Consider the following 18,550-nt stretch of genomic DNA (forward strand, 5'->3'; position numbering starts at 1 on the left):
GTTGTCGATCGAACGTCTCGGCCCCGCTTGGTGCCGACATGCGTGGCGCCGTTCATCGCCCGATCGTCACCAGAAGTAACGACGCCCGTCGCGTCAACGGCCGCGCCTCGATATCGGCGTCGCCGCGCGGGGGTTGACGCCGCACGCACCGTGCCGCACCTGCGCGCCGGCCGGGTGTGATGCACCGCACGAGCGCGCGGCACGCCGGCCGATCGCCGAGCGGCGCGTCTCACGCCGTGCGCGCCTGCGTCCCGAGCACCGACGCCAGCAGCGAGAACGTCACGAACGCCGCGGCGGTGGACGCGAGGATGATGCGCGCGACGCGCCCGTTGTCGGCGCCGTAGCGCTCGGCCAGCAGCGACACGTTGCTCGCGCTCGGCAGCGCCGCGGCCAGCGTCAGCACGGCGAGCTGGAACGTCGACAGCGGGGCGCCGAGCCGGATCGCCGCGGCGCCGACGGCGAACACCAGCAGCGGGTGCAGGAACAGCTTGATCGCCGCGACCGGCAGGTACCGCGCCGGCGGCGTGCGCGTGTGCGCGTGCTGGCCGGCACGCCACAGCACGGCGCCGATCGTGAACAGCGCCACCGGCGTCGCCGCGTCGGCGAGCATCTTGACGACGGCGTCCAGCGGCCCCGGCAGCGACAGCCCGGCCACCGAGAACACCGCGCCGGCGGCGATCGCCCACGGCAGCGGGTTGGCCAGCGTGCCGCGCAGCGTCTTCAGTGCCGCGTCGCGCGCGCCGTGGCCGCTGGCGTCGTGCGCCTGCGCCAGCGCGATGCACAGCGACGACGTGACGAACAGGTCGGCCAGCACGGCCGAGATCACCGGCCCGGCCGCGGCCGGGCCCAGCAGCGCCGCCAGTAGCGGCACGCCCATGAAACCGGTGTTCGGGAACGCGGCCACCAGCGCGCCGAACGCGGCGTCCTTCAGGTGCACCGGCCCGAGCGTCAACGCGATCGTGACGAACACGATCAGCAGCGCGCACACGACCCACACGACGAGCACCGCCGGGTTCAGCAGGTCGAAGATCGGCGTGCCGGCGCCGAAGCGAAACAGCATCGCCGGCAGCGCGAAGTACAGCACGAAGGCGTTGAGCCCCGGGATCGCCGCCTCGGGCAGCAGCCGGCGCTGCGCCGCGAGGTAGCCCGCCAGCACGAGCGCGAAGAACGGGACGGTGACGGCGAGGACGGCGCCCATGGGGGGCGAAGTATCGCAACGGGCGCCGCCCCGGCACCCGGCGCGGGCGCATCAGGCCGGCTGCGGCCCCGGCCGATCGGCCTCGACGACGTAGCGCGCGAGCACCTCGACCGCGCTGCCGGGGTCGTCGGCGTCGGCCACCCCCATCAGCTCGGCGTGCAGCCGCTCGCGCTCGAGGCGAAAGCGCACGTAGCCGCGGCGGTCGCTGCGGCCGTAGTGGACGTGCGGGTTGTGGCGCCGCAGCGCGTCGATGCGGTCCTGCCCGAGCGACGAGCGGCTGCTGATCGAGGTGCCGCAGAACTCGCTGGCGACGACCGGCGCACGCGGGTCGTCGAAGTCGGCCTTCAGGTCGGCGACGTAGTGCGTGTGCACGTCGCCACCGAGCACGACGACGCCCGGCACCTTCTTCTGCGCCACGGTGCCGAGCAGCCGCGCGCGTGCCGGCGCGTAGCCGTCCCAGCCGTCGGTCCACACGAGCGCGTCGTCGCCCGCGCCGCCCGACGTGAAGCGCGCCATCAGCGTCTGCTGCGCGACGAGGTTCCACGGCCGCGCGAGATCCCAGCCGTCGGCCAGCCACTGCTCCTGCGCGTGGCCGAGCAGCGTGCGGCGCTCGTCGCGCAGCGCGGGGCAGGCGGCGGCCGCGACGACGTTCGAGCCGCCGCGCCCGGGGCGCGGGCAGGCCTGCGCGTCGCGGTGCTGGCGGCCGTCGAGCAGGTGGATGCGCGCGAGCCGCCCCCAGTCGAGGCGGCCGTGCATGCGCATCGCGCCGCCAGCCACCGCGAGGTTCGGCCGTGACGACGTCGGCAGCGGCATGTGCTCCCAGTAGGCCTGGTACGCGGCGGCACGCTGCGCGGCGAAGTCGCTGTGCAGCGCCTGGCCCTGCAGCCCCGCGTAGTCGTTGTCGACCTCGTGGTCGTCCCACACCAGCAGCCACGGCGCCGCGGCGTGCGCGGCCTGCAGCAGCGGGTCGCTCTTGTAGGTCGCGTAGCGCGCGCGGTACTGCTCGAGCGTCGTCACGAGGCCGCCCTCGTGGCGGCGCAGCGCGTCGGCGCGCGACGGGTACTCGTAGATGTAGTCGCCGAGGAACAGCACGAGGTCGGGCGCGTCGGCGGCGACCTGGCGCCATGCCGCGTAGTGGCCGGCGTCGTAGCGCTGGCAGCTCGCGATCGCGAAGCGCAGCGTCGCGTCGGCATCGGCGGCCGGGGCGGTGCGCGTGCGGCCGACTGCGCTGCGGTCGCCGAGCGCGGTGAAGCGGTACCAGTACCCCCGTGCCGGCTCGAGCCCCTGCGGTTCGGCGTGCACGCTGTGCGCCCACGCGGCCTCGGCGGTCTCGACGCCGCGCGCGGCCACGCGCGTGAAGGCCTCGTCGTGCGCGAGCTCCCACTGCACCTCGACGCGCGGCGGCAGGTCGGCGCCCGTCAGCCGCGTCCACAGCACGACGCCGTCGGCACGCGGCTGGCCCGACGCGACGCCGAGCGCGAAGCGCGCGGCGCCGTCGGCGCGCGCCGCGCGCACGAACGCCGACGCGACGCCGAGGCTGGCGGCACCCGCCAGGCCGCCCGCCGCGAGCAGAAGCCGTCGTCGCCGTGGCATCGTGCCAGTATCGCGAGCGTCGATGACCGTCGCACGACGGCGGGTACCGCCCGCGGCGCAGGCATGATGGCGGCTTTGCGCTATCGACGATGACCGCCGCCCTGCCGCCGGCCGAATCCCGGCCCGACCCCGACGCGACGCCGAGCGTGGCCGTTCCGGACGTGGCGGCGCAGGGCATCGACGCCAGCGCCGCACCGCGGCCGGGCAGCGTCGGCACCGCGCAGTGGCGCGCGCTCGTCGCCAGCACCGAAGGCCGCGTGCTGGTCGTCGGCCTCACGATGACGCTGGCGATCGCCGCCGGCGTCGGTGTCGGCCTGATGCTCGCGCCGCGCGCGACGGTCGACTACGCGGCGCTGATCGGGCTGAACTTGGTCATCGGCCGCGCCGCGGGCATGAGCTACGGCTTCGCCAGCGGCATGGGGCCGCTCGAGGTCGTGCTCGTCAACCTGTTCGTCGAGAGCGCGCAGGTGCTCGTCGTCTACCCGCTGTTCGTGCTCGGCTGGCGCGAGCTGCTCGACACGCGGCGCATCGCGCCGATGCTCGCCCGCCTGCGTGCCGCCGCCGAGGCCGGCCACGGCCGCGTGCGCCGCTTCGGTGTCGCCGGGCTGTTCCTGTTCGTGTTCATGCCGTTCTGGATGACGGGGCCGGTCGTCGGCGCGATCGTCGGCTTCCTGCTCGGGCTGCGCACCGCGGTGAACCTGGCCGTCGTGCTGTCGGCCACCGCGCTGGCGATCGTGATCTACGCGCGCTTCCTCGACCAGATCGACGCGTGGGCCTCGGCGGTGCACCCGTACGCCGTGTTCGCCGTGCTCGTCGCGCTGGCGGTGCTGGCGTGGGGCGTCCAGCGCTGGATGCGGCGCGCGCGTGCGCGCGACGAGGTGCGGCAGAGCTAGACCGGCACCCGCCGCAGCCGCACGGCTATGATCCGCGCCCTTCGGCGTCGCGGCACCCCCTGCCAGCCTTCCGACGCCGTTCCCCGATGCCCGACGCCCCCGCCACGCTGAACCCGGCGCAACTCGACGCCGTCTACCACGTCGCCACGCCGTGCCTCGTGCTGGCCGGTGCCGGCTCGGGCAAGACGCGCGTGATCACGCACAAGATCGCGCACCTGCTCTCGCGCGGGCTCGAGCCCAGGCGCATCGCCGCGATCACGTTCACGAACAAGGCCGCTGCCGAGATGCGCGAGCGCGCGAAGGCGCTCGTCGGCCCGCGCGCGGCGCGCGAGCTCGTCGTCTCGACGTTCCACAGCCTGGGCGTGCGCATGCTGCGTGCCGACGGCGAGCGCATCGGTCTGAAGCCCAACTTCTCGATCCTCGACGCCGACGACGTGCTCGGCCTGCTGCGCGACGCCGGCGGCACGACCGACGCGAAGACGGCGCGCCAGTGGCAGTGGACGATCAGCCGCTGGAAGAACGAGGGCCTGACGCCCGAGCAGGCGCTGGCCGCCGCGGCGAGCGACGACGAGGCGGTGGCCGCGAAGGTGATGCAGCGCTACCAGGAGCGCCTCGCGGCGTACCAGGCCGTCGACTTCGACGACCTGATCGGCCTGCCGCTGAAGCTGCTGCAAACCGACGCCGAGGCGCGCGCCGCCTGGCGCGCCGCGTTCGCCCACGTGCTCGTCGACGAGGTGCAGGACACGAACGCGGTGCAGTACGAGCTGCTCAAGGCGCTGGTCGGTGACGAGGGCCTGTTCACCGCGGTCGGCGACGACGACCAGAGCATCTACGGCTGGCGCGGCGCGACGCTCGACAACCTGCGGCGCCTGCCGCAGGACTACCCGCGGCTGAAGGTGATCGCGCTCGAGCAGAACTACCGCTCGACGGGCCACATCCTGCGCGCGGCCAACGCCGTGATCGCGGGCAACCCGAAGCTGTTCCCGAAGACGCTGTGGAGTGCGCTCGGTGACGGCGAGCCGGTGCGCGTGATCGAGTGCGACGGCGAGGAGCACGAGGCCGAGCGCGCAGTGGCCTTCATCCAGGCGCTGCGCAGCCAGGGCGGCGCGGTGAAGTTCGCCGACTTCGCGGTGCTGTACCGCGCGAACCACCAGTCGAAGGCGTTCGAGCAGAAGCTGCGCGCCGCGCAGATCCCGTACAGGGTCTCGGGTGGGCAGAGCTTTTTCGACCGCGCCGAGATCAAGGACCTCACCGCGTGGCTGCGCCTGCTCGTCAACGCCGACGACGACCCGGCGTTCCTGCGCGCCGTGTCCACGCCCAAGCGCGGCATCGGCGCGACGACGCTGGCCAGGCTCGGCGAGTTCGCCGCGCAGTGGAAGACGAGCCTGTTCGAGGCGCTGCACTCGCCGATGCTCGACACCGCGCTGGGGCCCAAGGCCGCCGGCTCGCTGCAGGAATTCGGCCGCTACGTCAACGAGCTCGAGCACCGCGCCCGCCACACTGAGGGCGCCGAGGCCGCGAAGGCGCTGCTGCTCGAGTGGCTCAAGGACATCGGCTACGAGCAGCACCTGGCGGACGGCGAGGACAACGCCAAGCTCGCCGCCGCGCGCTGGGCCAACGTGCTCGACTTCGTCGACTGGATCGCGAAGCGCTGTGGCGGCGAGATCACGCACGACGGCGGCACCTTCGAGACCGAGAAGCAGACCGTGCTGCAGGTCGCGCAGACGATCAGCGTCATCGTGAGCCTCGCCGAGCGCGGCGACGAGCAGGACGTCGTGACGCTGTCGACGCTGCACGCGGCCAAGGGGCTCGAGTGGCCGCACGTGTTCCTCGCCGGCGTCAACGAAGGGCTGCTGCCGTTCAAGGCCGACGACGACGAGATGACGCCGCAGCGCCTCGAGGAAGAGCGGCGGCTGATGTACGTCGGCATCACGCGCGCGCAGCGCACGCTCGCGGTGAGCACGCTGCGCCGGCGCAAGCGCGGGCGCGAGACGGTGGCCGGCGTGCCCAGCCGCTTCATCGCCGAGATGAAGCTGCACGAGTCGCAGCCCAAGGTCGACCCGAAGGAGCGCCTGCGGCAGCTGCGCGCGCAGCTCGCCGCGAAGGCGACGGCGCCGGCCGACGACGCTGCGTGAGCGGCGCCTTCAGGGGCCGCGTCGCGTCGGCGGTACCCGTGGTCAGCGCGGGAACTTCGCGAACGCGGCCGTCACTGCGCGGTCGAGCGCGCCGGGCAGGTCGTCGAGCGCGGCCGGCGTGACCTCGCCGACGACGACGCCTTCCCACACCACCTGTTTGCGCGCGGCGTCGACGACGTCGATGTTGATCGTGCCCTCGCGCCACGTGCGCACCTCGGCGCCGTCGACCCACCACGGCCAGCCGGCGTACAGCCCGCTGCGGTAGCCGTAGTAGTAGGGATACGGGAACATCGGCGCGGGCACGACGCGCACGCGCTCGGCGAGCGCGGCGTGGAAGTTGACGAGCAGCTGCGGCGAGCCCTCGTCGTAGCGCAGCCCGCGCGCTTCGAGCTCGCGCCGCGCGGCCGTCTTCAGGTGCTGCGAGACGATGGTCTGGTAGCCGGCGCGGTCGGTGCCCAGCGGGCTGACGAACGCGAAGGTCTGGTAGCGCGCGAAGTCGGTCCCGCGGTCGACCTGCGTGCGCACGTCGGGCGCCGGCGTCGCGCAGCCGGCAAGAAGCGCGGCGGCGACGCATGCGGTCAGCATCAGGCGGCGGTGGGGGTTCGGGTTCATCGCGGACAAGCTCCTGTCGATCGGCGCCGGCGGTGCGGCCTCGGGCGTTCACCCCGGTGCCCGTGTCGCGTGGCGCCATGCGGTCATGGTACGCCGCGCGCGTCGCTCAGCCCGGCCGGTGCCGCGCGGCGCGCGCGCTCAGCGCGTTCGGGAAGAACAGCGCCGTCAGGCTCTTGCTGTGCACCGGCGAGAAGCCGCCGGCGTCGCCGCCGCTGCCGAAGCGGCGCCAGTCGCGCACCCAGTGGATGTCGTCGCAGACTTCCATCAGCCCCATCGTCTCGCGGTCGCCGACGAGGATGCCCTGCACGTGCAGGCCCAGTTCGGCGCGCGCGGCGTCGAGTCGCTCGAGCGTCGCGCGCGTGCAGCCGAACTCGCCGTCGCTGACGATCAGCAGGTCGGCGCCGCGCCAGCGGCCGGCGCCGTCGTGCACCGCCTCGATGGCATGCTCGATCGGCCCGGCCACGTCGGTGCCGCCGTCGAAGCCCTGGCCGAGCAGCTCGAACAGCGCCGCGAGGCCCGTGGCGCCCGCGTCGAGGTCGCGCTCGACGAGTTCGCCGGCGCCACCGAACGCGATCAGCTTGCAGCCGCGCCGCTCGGCGTGCGCGGTGCGCAGCGCCTGCAGCACGACGGCCTTGGCGATCTGCTCGGGCGCACCGGCCATCGAGCCCGAGGTGTCGAGGCAGACGATGAACGGGCCGCGCGCCAGCGGCGGTGCGGCGGTCGGTGCGGCGGCGGCGCGGGCCTTCGCCTGCGGGTCGGCGCGCCAGTCGGCGAGCACCGCTTCGCTGTCCCACGCGAGCAGCCGCGCCTCGGCGCGCCGTGCGCGCCACAGCTTGCGGCCTGCCGGGTGGTGCATCAGCATCGCTTCGCTGGCGAGCTGGCGCTCGACGTGCGCCGAGCGGCGGATGCCGGTGATCTCGCCCGGCGCGTCGGGAATGCGCGTCTCGACGGCGGCCAGCGCACGCGGCGGCGCCGCGCGCGCCGGTGCCGGCGTCGGCTGCGGCGCGCCGGCGACCACGTCGCGCCGGCCGAGCCGGCGGATCACGTCGGCCAGCGCCGGCAGCCGCTCGAGCACCGCCGCCAGCCGTTGCGCCTCGCGCCACTCGCGCGCACGCCACAGCCCCTGCAGCTCGTCCCAGCGCAGCGCGCGCAGGTCGCCCAGGCCCTGCAGCAGCGCGAGCATCTGTTCCCAGTCGCCGCGCTCGACCTGCCACTCGGCGCGAAACGCCTGCACCGCGCGCGCGATCGCGTCGGCGCGCGGCTCGCCGGGTGCGCGGTCGATCACGCGGTCGGCGTGCCACAGCACGGTGCGCAGCACCTGCTCGGCCATCGCCGGCACGCCGCGCGCGAGCGCCGGCAGGTCGAGCTCGCCGACCGCGGCGCGCAGCGCGCCGACGAGCGCCGGGTCGCCGAAGTCGTCGCCGGCATCGGGCAGTGCGCCGGCCTCGAGCGCGTCGCGCCAGCGCGGCAGCGCGTCCAGCCGCGCGGCGGCGGTGCCGGCGCTCGTGACGACGGCCGGCAGCCACAGCCCGCGCGCGAGCGCCGCGAGGCGGTCGTACGGGGCGTCGCGCGCGCCCACCGCGTCAGCCGGCGAGCGCGACCGGCTCGGGTGCGCCCGCCGCGAGCGTCTCGTCGACCGGCAGCGCCGCGAAGCCGGCGCGGATCGCCTGCAGCTGCGCGGCGAGCGACTGCGCGCGCGCCAGCGTCGTGGCCGGCCCGTCGACCAGCCGCGCGGCCAGCGTCGGCGGCAGCCACAGCCGGCCGGCGAGCCGTGCCTGCAGCCGCGCGAGCCGGGCCTGCGCGTCGGCGGCGATGCGCGTCGCGTCGGCGATCACGGCGTCGACCTGCGCGGTGCGCGCGGCCACGTGCACCGGGCTGAAGCGCCGGCGCAGCCGCTCCTCGAGCGCGGCCGCGACGACGCGCAGCATCCCGCCGCCGTCGGCGGCGCCGCCGACCGCGCGCGCGAGCGCGAGCTTGCCCGCGGCGTCGTCGCCGTCGTCGGCCGGCAGCGACTGTTCGATCTCGAGCTGCTTGCCGAAAGCCTCGACGGCGCGCGCGAGCCAGGGCAGTTCGTCGGCGGCGGCGTCGGCCACCTGTGCGACGAACCACGCGGCCAGCACCGGCTGCTGCGCCGGCTCGTGCGCGACGACGTACGGTGCCAGCCACAGGTCGAGCGCGTCGACCTCGGCGCGGCCCTCGCTTGCGGCGGCGGTGCGCAGCAGCGCGACGAACTGGCGCCAGCGCCGGTCCGACACTGCGATGCCGGCATCGCGCAGCGCCGCGCGCAACGCGTGCAGCGCGGCCAGCGCGTCGGCGCCGAGCGCGACGGTGGCGGCGGCGTCGCGGATCGCGTCGCGCTGCGCGGCGTCGATCGGTGTGGCGTGCCGCGTGCCGGTGCGTGGCGGCAGGGTCAGCAGCGCGTCGAACGCGGCGTCGCTGACCGGCGCCACCGGCACGCGCACGAGGAAGCGGTCGTAGAACGCGAGCAGCGCCTCGTCGGCGGGCACCTCGTTGCTCGCGCCGACGACGCTGACCAGCGGCGTGCGCGCGCGGCCGGCGCCGTTGTCGAACTCGCGCTCGTTGAGCAGCGTCAGCAGCGCGTTGAGGATCGCCGAGTTGGCCTTGAACACCTCGTCGAGGAACGCGATGCCGGCGGTGGGCAGGTAGCCGTCGACGAGGCGCTCGTAGCGGTCGGCCTCGAGCGCCTTCAGCGACAGCGGGCCGAACAGCTCCTCCGGCGTCGAGAAGCGCGTCAGCAGCCGCTCGAAGTAGCGGCAGCCGGCGAACGCGCGGTGCAGCCGGCGCGCGAGCTCGCTCTTCGCGGTGCCGGGTGGGCCGATCAGCAGCACGTGCTCGCCGGCCAGCGCGGCCAGCAGCGCCAGCCGCACCGCGGCGTCGCGCTCGAGCAGGCCGTCTTCGAGCGCCGCGACGAGCGCGCGCAGCGCCGCGGGCGACGGCGGTGGCGTGCCGTCGCCGGCTGTGCCGGCGTCGTGGCGGGTGGGCACCGTCAGACGGCGGCCATCACGCGCTGCAGGCGCTCGCGCACCTGCGCGGCGACCTGGGCGAGCGCGGCGTTGTCCGACAGCCGGCGCATCGCGTCGGGGTCCATGAACTCGACGTGCACCGCACCTTGCGCGTCCTGGCGCACGACGACGTTGCAAGGCAGCAGCAGCCCGATCGTCGGCTCGGCCTCGATCGCCTGCCGCGCGAACGGCGGGTTGCACGCGCCGAGGATGCGGTACGGCGGCATGTCGTGGCCGAGCTTCTTCTTCAGCGTCGCGGCGACGTCGATCTCGGTCAGCACGCCGAAGCCCTCGGCCTGCAGCGCCGCCGTCACGCGGGCGACGGCGTCGTCGAACGGCAGCGCGACGGTCTTGCCGAATCCGTAGGCGTTTTGCATCGGGGCTCCTGCACAGGGGGTCAGCGGCCGAGGATACCGCGCAGCACGTCGACGGGGTTGGGCAGCGCCGGCGGCTGCGCGGGCCGCTCGGGCGCGGTGGCGGCCGGCTCGCGGGACTCCTGCGAATCACGCGACGGCACGCCGCCGCCGTCCATGCCGAGCATCGCGGTGGTCATCGACTTCACGCGCACCTTGACGGCCCACTGCGGCTCCCACGCGACGCGCGGGTCGCTCGGGCGCGGTGGGTGCGCCAGGTTCAGCTCGCTGCCGTAGGCGATCGCGCGCAGCATTGCGCCGTCGCTGCCGAAGATGCCGCGCGGCACCGTGCACTCGGTGACGGTCGGCGCGAGCAGCACCTTCTCGCGCAGCCAGCGGTCGACGGCGGCGTTGGTCTGGTAGTCGAGCAGGCCGAAGCCGCTGTCGGGCAGCTCGCTCGACGTCCACAGCACCATGTGTTCGTCGTCGCCGGCCTTGCTGCCCATCGCGGCGACGAAGTAGGCGCGCGCGGTCGGGATCGCGTTCCAGCGCAGCTTCGTCGCGCCGCCGGCGTCGGTCTGCGTCAGCTCGAGCGCGGGCATCAGGTCCTGCGCGGCGGGCAGCGTGAAGCGGAAGCCCTCGGGCACGCCGGCGCCGGTGAAGCCGTGTTCGCCGGCCAGTGTCGCACGCGCCGGCACCAGGCGGCTGTCCTGCTCGTTGGGCCACACCGGGCGGCCGACGGCCAGGTGCGTGCCGCGCTGCGTCGCGCGCCGGCCCTGGAAGACCTGCACCAGGTCGGCCGGCTGCGCGCGCGCGAAGTCGATCGTGCGCGGCTGGCCGGCGCGCACGGTCTCGCCGCAGCCCCAGTACAGCGACACCTTGCCGCGCGGCTTCTCGGGCTCGCCCTCGATCACCGACTCGTCGCCGGGTTCGGGCGGCGGCGACTTCTGCGTGCGCGGCGCGACGAGCTTCAGCGTGGGCGCGAGTTGCGAGCCCGCCGGCACCGCCATCGTCGCCTCGGCGAGGTTCGGGTTGGCGCGCGTCATCAGCGTGACGTCCATCCAGCGCCCCGTCATCCCGGTGTGCGTGCGGCCGAAGTCGTTCTTGCCGCCACCGCCGCCGAACAGGCCGCCGAGCGCGGCCATCGGGTTGGCACCCGCGCCCCCGCCGCCGAGGCCGGGCATGCCCATGCCGCCGAAGGTCGCGAGATCGATCCACGCCTGCGACACCGGCGGGCTGACCTTCTGCGCGGGGGCCTGGGCGAAGGCGATCGAAGGGGTGACCAGCGCCGCCGTGACGGCGACGGCGCGCAATGGGATGGTCTTGGGCATGGCGTTCCTCCTGCGTGTGGATCCGCGGCCGGTGAACGGCCCGCCGGCGGCATGGTGTGGCAACCCCGCGGCCACGCCATAGTTTGCGCCCGACCGGCGCGCGCCGGTATGACCCCGGTCAGGCGTCGTGGACGACGCCGTCGCGCAGCGCGAGCGCGCCGGCGTCGACGAGCTCGCGCAGCAGCGCGTCGCACCACGCGTGCAGGCTGCGCTGCGGATGCCCGAGGCGCTGCCACACGGCGCGCAGGTACGGCGTGTCGCCGGCCCACAGGTGCAGGCGGGCGACGCTTTGCGAGCGCACCTCCATCAGGTGGTACTTCAGCAGCACCTTGGCGGCGTGACGCGCGTGGCGCGCCGGGTCGGCGCGCATCGCGGCCAGCCGCGAGCGCGCGCGCGCCAGTGCGCCGGGCACGTCGGTGAACGGCGCGCCGTGGCCGGGGATCACCCAGCGTGCGCCGAGCCCGGCGATGAGGTCGAGCGTCGCGCCGACCTCGTCGAAGCCGGGCTCGCCGGCGAGCTCGGGGAACACGACGCCGAAGCCGTTCTCCCACAGCGCGTCGGCCGAGATCAGCACGCCGTGCGCGTCGTCGAACAGGATCACCGAGTGCGGGTCGTGTCCCGGTGCGGCGAGCACCTGCCACGCGCGCCGGCCGAAGCGCAGCGTCTCGCCGGGCAGCACGGTGCCCTGCGGCGTGAAGCGTTCGCAGGTCTGGCGCGTCGGCGCGTAGGTCAGCGCGTCCTCGTCCCAGTCGAGCGCGGCCTGCCAGTGGCCGGGCGGGATGAACACCGCGGCGCCGAACTCGCGCTGCAGCGTCGCGTTGCCGCCGCAGTGGTCGGAGTGCAGGTGCGTGTTGACGACACAGGCCAGCCGCTCGCCGGCCAGCGCGTGGCGCACCAGCTGCACCGTCTGCGCCGCGTGCAGGCAGTGGCCGCTGTCGATCAGCGCTGCGCCGTCGCCGTCGCCGGCCAGCAGCACGTTGTTCGACGACAGCCAGCCGCGCTCGAACACCGTGAGGCCGTGCAGGACGGGGTGGTCGATCACCATCGCACCGATGGTAGGTCAGCGGCGCACAGCACGCCGTCGCCGGGGCGACGGCGGCTCACGCCGCGGCGGCCGCGGGATCGACCGGCGCGACGCCGCCCGGGCGCAGCGCGTCCATCAGCCAGCGCGCGGTGCGCAGCAGCCGCGCGTCGTCGTCGCGCGCCGCGACGAGCTGCACGCCGAGCGGCAGGCCGTCGGCGCCCGCGAGCAGCGGCAGCGAGACGGCCGGCGTGCCGGCGGCGGTCCACAGCGTGCATAGGATCGGGTCGCCGGTCGAGGCCAGACCGGCCGGCGCGGTGCCGAGCGCGGCCGGCGTCAGCACCGCGTCGACCCGCGCGAGCGCGGCGTCGAGCGCGTCGGCGTACGCCGCCAGCCGCGCGAGCGCGTGGCGGTGCGCGACGGCGCTGGTCTGCCGTCCGCGCTCGATCTGGCCGCGCAGCGACGCCGACAGGTGCTCGCGTCCGCGCTCGTACTCGGCGTCGAACGAGCCGGCGATCTCGGCTTCCATCACGAGCCGGTGGTCGGCGACGACGGCGTGCGCGTCGGCGGGCAGCTCGAACGCGACGAGGTGCGGCGCGAGCCGCTCGCGCAGCGCCTCGAACGCGGCGCGCGCGTCGGCGGCCACGCGGTCCCGGAACGGGCCCGGGAACCAGCCCAGGCGCGGCGGCGCGGGCGGCGGCTGCAGGCACGCGTCGAGCAGCGGCGGCGTCGCTCGCGGCCGCGTCGCGGGGTCGCCGTCGTCGGCGCCGGCGAGCACCTGCACGAGCAGCGCCGCGTCGGGCACGCTGCGCGCGAACACGCCGACGTGGTCGAAGCTCGGCGACTGCACGAGCACGCCGGTGCGCGCGATCCGGCCGAACGTCGGCTTGACGCCGACGACGCCGCAGAACGACGCCGGGCGGATCACCGAGCCGTTGGTCTGCGTGCCCACCGCCAGCGGCACGTGGCCCGCGGCCACCGCGGCGGCCGAGCCGCTCGACGAGCCGCCGGGCGTGTGCGCCGTGCGGTGCGGATTGCGCGTCTTGCCCGGCGCGTAGGTCGCGAGCTCGGTCGTCACCGTCTTGCCCATCACGACGGCGCCGGCGGCGCGCAGCCGCTGCACCAGCACGGCGTCGCGCCGCGGCTGGCGGCCGGCGTGCAGCACGGTGCCGTTCTCGGTGGGCAGGTCGGCGGTGTCGACGATGTCCTTCAGGCCCACCGGCAGCCCGAACAGCGGTGTGTGCCGCGCCTCGGGCGGCAGCGCGTCGAGTGCCGCGGCCTGCGCGCGCACGTGCGCGGCGTCGAGCGCGGCCCAGGCCTGCACGGCCGGCTCGCTGCGCCCGATGCGCGCGAGCAGCGCGTCGGCGTAGCCGCCGGCCGTCAGTGTGCCGGCGGCCAGGCGCTCGCGCGCCTCGAGCGCCGTCAGCGCCGCCGCGTCAGCGGCCATACAGCACTTGCGGCAGCCACAGCCCGATGCCCGGGAACAGGTACAGCAGCACGATCGCGATGACCTGGATGCCCATGAACGGCAGCATGCCCGCGAAGATCTGGTTCAGCGTCACGTGCGGCGGGCTGACGCCCTTCAGGTAGAACGCGCTCATCGCCACCGGCGGGCTCAGGAACGCGGTCTGCAGGTTCAGCGCGACGAGCAGGCCGAAGAACAGCGGGTCGACGCCGAAGTTGTCGAGCAGCGGGATGAAGATCGGCATGAAGATGACGATGATCTCCGTCCACTCGAGCGGCCAGCCGAGGATGAAGATGATGACCTGGCTGAGGATCAGGAACTCGGTCTTGCTCAGGTTCAGGCCCATGACCCACTGCTCGACGAGTTCCTGGCCGCCGAGCAGCGCGAACGCCGCCGAGAAGATCGCCGAGCCGACGAACAGCCAGCACACCATCGCGCTCGTCTTCGCGGTCAGGAACACCGACTCCTTGAGCACCGTCGCGTTGAACTGCTTGTAGGCCACCGCGAGCAGGAAGCCGCCGAACGCGCCGACCGCCGCGGCCTCGGTCGGTGTGGCCAGGCCGAACACGATCGAGCCGAGCACCGCGAGGATCAGCACCAGCAGCGGGAAGAAGCTCGACAGCAGCATCTTGAAGATCTCGAGCCGCTGGAAGCTCAGCAGCGCGTAGAACGCCACGAGCGCCAGCGCGCCGACGCCGGCGCCGATCCACCAGCCGGTGGTCGGCGGCGTGCGCGCGGCGCTGGCGGCCGCCTCGGCGGTGCCGGACGGCTCCTGCACGCCGTCGCCGGGCGCGGCCGGCTCGGAGGCTGCCGCCTCGCTGCCCGGCGGCTCGGCCAGGTCGCCGTCGGACGCGTCGCCCGGCGGCTCGGCGAGCCCGCCCTCGTCGCGCGGCTCGGCCAGCCCGCCCGCCGACGAGCTGCCGCCGAAGCCCATCTCCTCGAGGCCCTCGATCGTCGCCTCGGCCTTCGCCGGCGCGGTGTTCAGGTGCCAGCTCCACGCGGTGACGAGCGCGAACAGCAGCGCCGGCAGCAGCGCGACGCCGAGCTGGCGCAGCAGGTAGCCGGTGGGCACGTCGACGTTGCGCGCGCCCTTGAGTGCGCGCAGCAGCGCCGGCAGCGCGGTGTTCGACACCGCGTCGGCGACCTTCTGCGTCAGCGCGGGCAGCGGCACGTGGCGTTCCTCGGCCGTCAGCGGCGGCATCAGGCTCGGTTTGAGCTTGGCGACCAGGATCACGTAGACGACGTACAGCCCGGCGAGCATCAGCCCGGGGAAGAACGCGCCGGCGTACAGCTGCACGACCGACACGCCGGCCGTGGCGCCGTAGACGATCAGCAGCACCGACGGCGGGATCAGGATGCCCAGGCAGCCGCCGGCGGTGATCGCACCGGCCGACACGCGCACGTCGTAGCCGGCCTTGAGCATCTGCGGGAACGCGAGCAGCCCCATCAGCGTGACGACGGCGCCGACGATGCCGGTGGCGGTCGCGAACACCGCGCAGGTGAAGAGGGTCGCCACCGCGAGCGATCCGGGCACGCGCGCCATCGACAGGTGCAGGCTCTTGAACAGCTTCTCGATCAGGTTCGCGCGCTCGACCAGGTAGCCCATGAAGACGAACAGCGGGATCGAGATCAGCACGTCGTTGCTCATCACCGAGAACGCGCGCTGCACCATCAGGTCCAGCGTCTGCTTGACGGCGCCGGCCACGCTCTGCCCGCCCGAGTGGTAGGCGAAGAACGTGAAGATGATGCCCATGCCCATCAGCGTGAACGCGGTCGGGAAGCCGAGCATGATCGCGACGACGACGAGCGCGAGCATCAGCAGGCCGTAGTGGCCGTTGGTCATCTCGTCGGCGCCGAGCACCAGCGCGACCGCGCCGGCGACGATGACCGCCATCAGCGTGAAGCCGAACCACAACTCCTTGCGCAGCTTCATCGTGCGGCTCCCGACTTGTGCTCGTGTTCGACGACGAACCGGTCGAGCGCGGCGATGTCCTCGTCCTTGACGTGGACCATCTCCTTGAGCTTGTCGACGTCGACCTCCTCGACGTCGTGCTCGCGCGAGGGCCAGTCACCATCGCGCAGGCAGATCACGCAGCGCGCGATCTCGGCCGCGCCTTGCAGCAGCAGCAGCGCGCCGGCGAACGGGATGATGAACTTGAACGGGTACAGCGGCAGCGGCGTGGCCGAAAACGTCTTCTCGCGGATCGCGAGCGAATCCTGGAAGTAGCTCCACCCGGCCCAGGTGAGCGCGACGATGCCGGGCAGGAAGAACACGACGTACAGCACGAGGTCGATCGTCGCCTGCGTGCGCGGGCGGAAGAAGCCGTACAGCACGTCGCCGCGCACGTGCCCGCCCTTGGCCAGCGTGTACGCGCCGGCCATCATGAACAGCGTGCCGTACATCATGATCTGGGCATTGAGCGCCCAGTCGTGCGGGTCGTTGAGCACGTAGCGCGAGAACACCTCCCAGGTGATCATCAGCGTGAGTGCGACGATGAGCCAGGCGAAGGCCTGGCCGATCCAGGTCGACAGGCGGTCGACCCGCAACAGGAGCACTTGCATCGGAAGTCCTCGTCGGTCGCGGCGCGCCCCGCGCAGCGCCGCAAACGCGAAGGGCCACCGGCCTTGCAGCAGCGGTGGCCCCCGCAGGGTGGGCGTCGATTATCAGCTGCGGCGGCGGAAGTAGTGGTTCCACGCCATCTTGAAGTCGACCAGGTAGTCGTTCTGCCACGCGCCGGCGCGCTCGGCGAACGCGCGCTGGCTGTCGAGCACCTTCTTGAACATCGGGTTCTCGGCCGACTTCTTCTTCATGATGTCGTCCCACGCCGCCAGCTGCGCGCGCAGGATCGCGTCGGGCGTCTTGTAGAACTTGACGCCGGCCTTTTTCAGCTCGATGTAGTCCTGCGAGTTGCGCTCGATCGCCTTCCAGCTCATGTCGGCGCTGGCGGCCTGCACCGCGTAGTCGATGACGGCCTTCAGCTCGGCGGGCAGCGCGTCGTACTTGCCCTTGTTGAACAGGATCTCAAACTGCTCGGTGCTCTGGTGGAAGCTCTGCAGCATGCAGTTCTTGACGACGTCGGCGAAGCCGAGGATGCGGTCGGACGTCGCGTTGTTGAACTCGGCGCCGTCGATCAGGCCGCGGTCGAGCGCCGGCACGATCTCGCCGCCGGGCAGCGGGTTCACTGCGGCGCCCATCGCGGTGTACATGTCGACCGCGAGGCCGACGGTGCGGAACTTGGTGCCCTTGAGGTCTTCGACCTTCGCGATCGGCTTCTTGAACCAGCCGAACGGCTGTGTCGGCATCGGGCCGTACAGGAACGAGACGACCTCGAGGTTCAGGCCCTTGTAGATCTCGTCGAGCAGCGCCTTGCCGCCGCCGTAGTAGTGCCACGCGAGCAGCATGTTCGGGTCCATGCCGAAGCCCGGGCCCGAGCCCCACAGCGCGAGCGCCGAGTTCTTGCCGTAGTGGTACGCGACGACGCCGTGGCCGCCGTCGAGCGTGCCCTTGGCCACGCCCTCGAGCAGCTGGAACGCTGGCACGACCGCGCCGGCGGGCAGCACCTCGATCTTCAGGCGGTTGCCCGCCATGTCGTTGACCTTCTTCGCGAAGTCGTTGGCGTACTCGTGGAAGATGTCCTTCGCCGGCCACGTGCTCTGGAAGCGCAGCGTCGTCGTCTGCGCGACGGCCGTCATCGGCGCGGCCATCGCGGCGGCGCCGGCGACACCGGCGGTGCCGAGGAAGCGGCGGCGGGACTTGGTCTTGGCTTGGGCGGGGGATTGGCGTTCGCTCATCGAGGTCTCCGTGCGTGTGTCGATAGCGGAAAGGGGCGCGGCCGGTGAGCGCCGGCGGCGCCGAAGCGGTCCGAGACGATGGTGGGGCTGGACTATCGAGGCCGCCCGCCGGCCCCACAACTGGGTCTTACCCGTGCGGCACGCACGCCCCAGGGCTGTCCAACGCGTCAGATTGACGCGCGCTGCGGGCGCATGCGCGCCGAAGGCGCTGCGGCCAGACCGCGGCGGGCGGCGCGACGCACGAGGGGTCAGGCGGCTGCGTCGCCGGTGCGCCACAGCGAGGCGGCGCGCTCGGCCAGCCGGGCGTGCTGCGTCGCGTCGAGCAGGCGGTGGCGCAGCGCGAAGTCGAGCGTCGCCAGTGCGGCGTCGACCGTCATCGCGCCTGTCGCGGCGAGCGCGAGCGCCTCGTCGACCGGCACGAGGCGCAGCGCGGCGACTTCGCCGTCCTGGTTGCGCGGCATCACGTCGCGCGGCAGCGGCAGGTCCCACACGTGCAGGTGCTCGTGCTGCAGTCCTTCGGCGATGTCGCAGTCGAGCACGATCACGCGCCCCGGGCGCGCGGCGGCCATCGTCGCCGCGTCGAGCCCGGCTTCTTCCCAGCCCTCGCGCACCAGCGCGTCGAACGGCGACTGGCCGTGCGGCACGCCGCCGCCGACGAGGTTGTCGAGCTTGCCCGGGTCGGTCGGCTTGTGCCACGAGCGCTGCGCGATCCACAGCGCCCAGGGGCGGCCGGCGTCGTCGGCGACGTAGCCGTTGGCGTGCGCACCCAGCGTCAGCGTGCCCCAGAAGCGCGCCGCGGCGCGCTCGATCGCGGCCAGCGGGCGCATCGTGCGCGGCTGCCACAGTGTGAAGCGTTCGCCCCGCCACGCGCGGATCCACCCGTCGTCGCGCAGTGCGGCGTGCACCTCGTCGAGCCGCGCGTCGAGGTCGGGCACCGCGCGCAGCCGCACCGCGTCGGGCGCGACGTCGATCAGCGCGGGCCAGCGGCCGAGCGCGTCGAGGTGCGCGCGGGCGACCGAGCCGACTGGGGTGTCGTCGCTCCCGACGAACAGCGGCACGCGCGGCACGCGCCGCCGGCGCGCCGCGTCGATGCAGCACCAGTCACGGTCGCCCACCGGCAGCCGCTCGCGAGCG

15 protein-coding genes are annotated in these 18,550 nt (G+C 73.9%); 2 read left to right on the plus strand and 13 right to left on the minus strand.

Annotated features, from left to right (window positions below):
* Window positions 1–229: 229 nt before the first annotated feature.
* Window positions 230–1,198, minus strand: a complete 969-nt coding sequence (locus tag MOJ79_RS03140; RefSeq protein WP_241922836.1) for an AEC family transporter — start codon at window positions 1,196–1,198, stop codon at window positions 230–232.
* 51 nt (window positions 1,199–1,249) lie between these two features.
* Window positions 1,250–2,791: an alkaline phosphatase D family protein gene (locus MOJ79_RS03145; RefSeq protein WP_241922837.1), complete on the minus strand. Its 1,542-nt coding sequence runs from the start codon at window positions 2,789–2,791 to the stop codon at window positions 1,250–1,252.
* An 89-nt stretch (window positions 2,792–2,880) separates the two neighbouring features.
* On the opposite strand from MOJ79_RS03145, the gene MOJ79_RS03150 reads away from it, so the two are divergent.
* On the plus strand, window positions 2,881–3,684 hold the full coding sequence (locus tag MOJ79_RS03150; RefSeq protein ID WP_241922838.1) for a small multi-drug export protein: 804 nt from the start codon (window positions 2,881–2,883) through the stop codon (window positions 3,682–3,684).
* Between the two features lie 86 nt (window positions 3,685–3,770).
* Window positions 3,771–5,819 carry an ATP-dependent helicase gene (locus MOJ79_RS03155; protein ID WP_241922839.1) on the plus strand — a complete coding sequence of 683 codons (2,049 nt, stop codon included), beginning with the start codon at window positions 3,771–3,773 and terminating at the stop codon, window positions 5,817–5,819.
* A 42-nt stretch (window positions 5,820–5,861) separates the two neighbouring features.
* On the opposite strand, the gene MOJ79_RS03160 is transcribed toward MOJ79_RS03155, so the two are convergent.
* From MOJ79_RS03160 to MOJ79_RS03210, 11 genes are all read right to left on the minus strand, one after another.
* A complete protein-coding gene (locus MOJ79_RS03160) occupies window positions 5,862–6,431 on the minus strand; it encodes a DUF4136 domain-containing protein (RefSeq protein ID WP_235823369.1) in 570 nt (189 codons plus the stop codon).
* Window positions 6,432–6,537: 106 nt separating this feature from the next.
* The gene (locus MOJ79_RS03165; protein WP_241922840.1) at window positions 6,538–8,010 is read right to left on the minus strand and encodes a VWA domain-containing protein; all 1,473 of its coding nucleotides are present in this window, start codon (window positions 8,008–8,010) and stop codon (window positions 6,538–6,540) included.
* Between the two features lie 4 nt (window positions 8,011–8,014).
* A complete protein-coding gene (locus MOJ79_RS03170) occupies window positions 8,015–9,436 on the minus strand; it encodes an AAA family ATPase (protein WP_241922841.1) in 1,422 nt (473 codons plus the stop codon).
* Between the two features lie 2 nt (window positions 9,437–9,438).
* On the minus strand, window positions 9,439–9,831 hold the full coding sequence (locus tag MOJ79_RS03175) for a DUF302 domain-containing protein (RefSeq protein WP_241922842.1): 393 nt from the start codon (window positions 9,829–9,831) through the stop codon (window positions 9,439–9,441).
* Between the two features lie 20 nt (window positions 9,832–9,851).
* Window positions 9,852–11,138 carry a hypothetical protein gene (locus tag MOJ79_RS03180; RefSeq protein ID WP_241922843.1) on the minus strand — a complete coding sequence of 429 codons (1,287 nt, stop codon included), beginning with the start codon at window positions 11,136–11,138 and terminating at the stop codon, window positions 9,852–9,854.
* 118 nt (window positions 11,139–11,256) lie between these two features.
* A complete protein-coding gene (locus tag MOJ79_RS03185; protein ID WP_241922844.1) occupies window positions 11,257–12,183 on the minus strand; it encodes an MBL fold metallo-hydrolase in 927 nt (308 codons plus the stop codon).
* A gap of 55 nt (window positions 12,184–12,238) precedes the next feature.
* Window positions 12,239–13,606 carry an amidase gene (locus tag MOJ79_RS03190; RefSeq protein ID WP_241922845.1) on the minus strand — a complete coding sequence of 456 codons (1,368 nt, stop codon included), beginning with the start codon at window positions 13,604–13,606 and terminating at the stop codon, window positions 12,239–12,241.
* Entirely contained in the window at window positions 13,596–15,557 is a 1,962-nt protein-coding gene (locus MOJ79_RS03195; RefSeq protein ID WP_241922846.1) for a TRAP transporter large permease, read from the minus strand. The genes MOJ79_RS03190 and MOJ79_RS03195 overlap by 11 nt, the downstream gene beginning before the upstream one ends.
* Window positions 15,554–16,186: a TRAP transporter small permease subunit gene (locus MOJ79_RS03200; RefSeq protein ID WP_241922847.1), complete on the minus strand. Its 633-nt coding sequence runs from the start codon at window positions 16,184–16,186 to the stop codon at window positions 15,554–15,556. Before MOJ79_RS03200 ends, MOJ79_RS03195 begins: the two co-directional genes overlap by 4 nt.
* Window positions 16,187–16,288: 102 nt before the next feature.
* Window positions 16,289–17,416 carry a TRAP transporter substrate-binding protein gene (locus MOJ79_RS03205; RefSeq protein ID WP_241922848.1) on the minus strand — a complete coding sequence of 376 codons (1,128 nt, stop codon included), beginning with the start codon at window positions 17,414–17,416 and terminating at the stop codon, window positions 16,289–16,291.
* Between the two features lie 248 nt (window positions 17,417–17,664).
* Entirely contained in the window at window positions 17,665–18,531 is an 867-nt protein-coding gene (locus tag MOJ79_RS03210; protein WP_241922849.1) for an NUDIX hydrolase, read from the minus strand.
* Window positions 18,532–18,550: the final 19 nt, after the last annotated feature.

Origin of the sequence: Calidifontimicrobium sp. SYSU G02091, assembly GCF_022631395.1 — a bacterium.
Lineage (GTDB): Bacteria > Pseudomonadota > Gammaproteobacteria > Burkholderiales > Burkholderiaceae_C > Calidifontimicrobium > Calidifontimicrobium sediminis.